This is a genomic window from Streptomyces zaehneri (genome assembly GCF_032248645.1).
Taxonomy (GTDB): domain Bacteria; phylum Actinomycetota; class Actinomycetes; order Streptomycetales; family Streptomycetaceae; genus Streptomyces; species Streptomyces coriariae.
The window spans coordinates 1-997 of sequence record NZ_JASTTJ010000066.1 but is presented as its reverse complement, the minus strand read 5'-3'; the positions used below and the strand labels follow the sequence as shown (position 1 = coordinate 997).

The window sequence follows — 997 nt, the reverse complement described above, 5'->3', positions numbered from 1 at the left end:
CCTAGGTGTATTGACCCGTGAGGTTGGGGACGCGGCTGGCGGGTGGTTGGCCTTTCAGCGCGGTGTGTCCGCGGTGGTGATTGTAGGTGTGCAGCCAGTCGGGGAAGGCGTCGCGTCGTTCCTGCTCGGAGTGGTAGGGGCGGGCGTAGGCCCATTCGTCGAGCAGGGTGCGGTTGAAGCGTTCGACCTTGCCGTTGGTCTGTGGCCGGTAGGGCCGGGTGCGTTTGTGGGTGATCTGGGCTGCTGCCAGCAGGTCGCGCCAGTCGCGTGAGCGGTAGCAGGAGCCGTTGTCGGTCAGCACCCGCTCGACGGTGATCCCGGCCTGGGCGAAGAACGCGTGGGCCCGGGTCCAGAAGCCGGTCGCGGTTTCCTTCTTCTCGTCGGTGTGGACCTCGCTGTAGGCCAGGCGGGAGTGGTCGTCGACGGCGGTGTGGAGGTAGCTGTAGCCGGCGTTCCTGCGGTTCTTGCGGCCTGCCTGGCGGCCCAGCACCTTGTGGCCGCCGCCGTCGGGGATGTTGCCGAGCTTTTTGATGTCGACGTGGACCAGTTCGCCGGGCCGCTCGCGCTCGTAGCGGCGTATGACACGGCCGGTGGCCCGGTCCAGGTGTGCGAGGCGGGCCAGGCCGTAGCGGGTCAGGACGCGGTGCACGGTCGAGGGCACCAGGTGCAGCAGGTGGGCGATGCGGGCCGGGCCCCAGCGGCGCAGGATGCGGACCTTGATGATCCGGCGTTCTGTGCGGGTCGGGGTGCGGCGCGGGCTCGTGTGCGGGCGGGAGGACGAATCCCGCATCCCGGCCTCGCCGAGTCGCCGGTAGCGGCCGGCCCACCGCTGGGCGGTGGTGGGCGAGACCTGGAAGCGTTCGGCGGCCCGGCGCAGGGGCCAGCCGTCCTCGACCACGCAGCGGGCCAGACGCAGACGGCCGGTCTCGGACAGGGGTGCATTACGGTGGGGCACGAGGGCCTTTCTGTTGGTGTAGACGTCGCAATCCACACCGAA

1 protein-coding gene is annotated in these 997 nt (G+C 70.1%); it reads right to left on the bottom strand.

The genetic code is table 11. The features are described 5' to 3' along the window. Position 1: 1 nt before the first annotated feature. On the bottom strand, positions 2-955 hold the full coding sequence (locus QQM72_RS40660; protein WP_314225834.1) for an IS481 family transposase: 954 nt from the start codon (positions 953-955) through the stop codon (positions 2-4). Positions 956-997 lie beyond the last annotated feature (42 nt).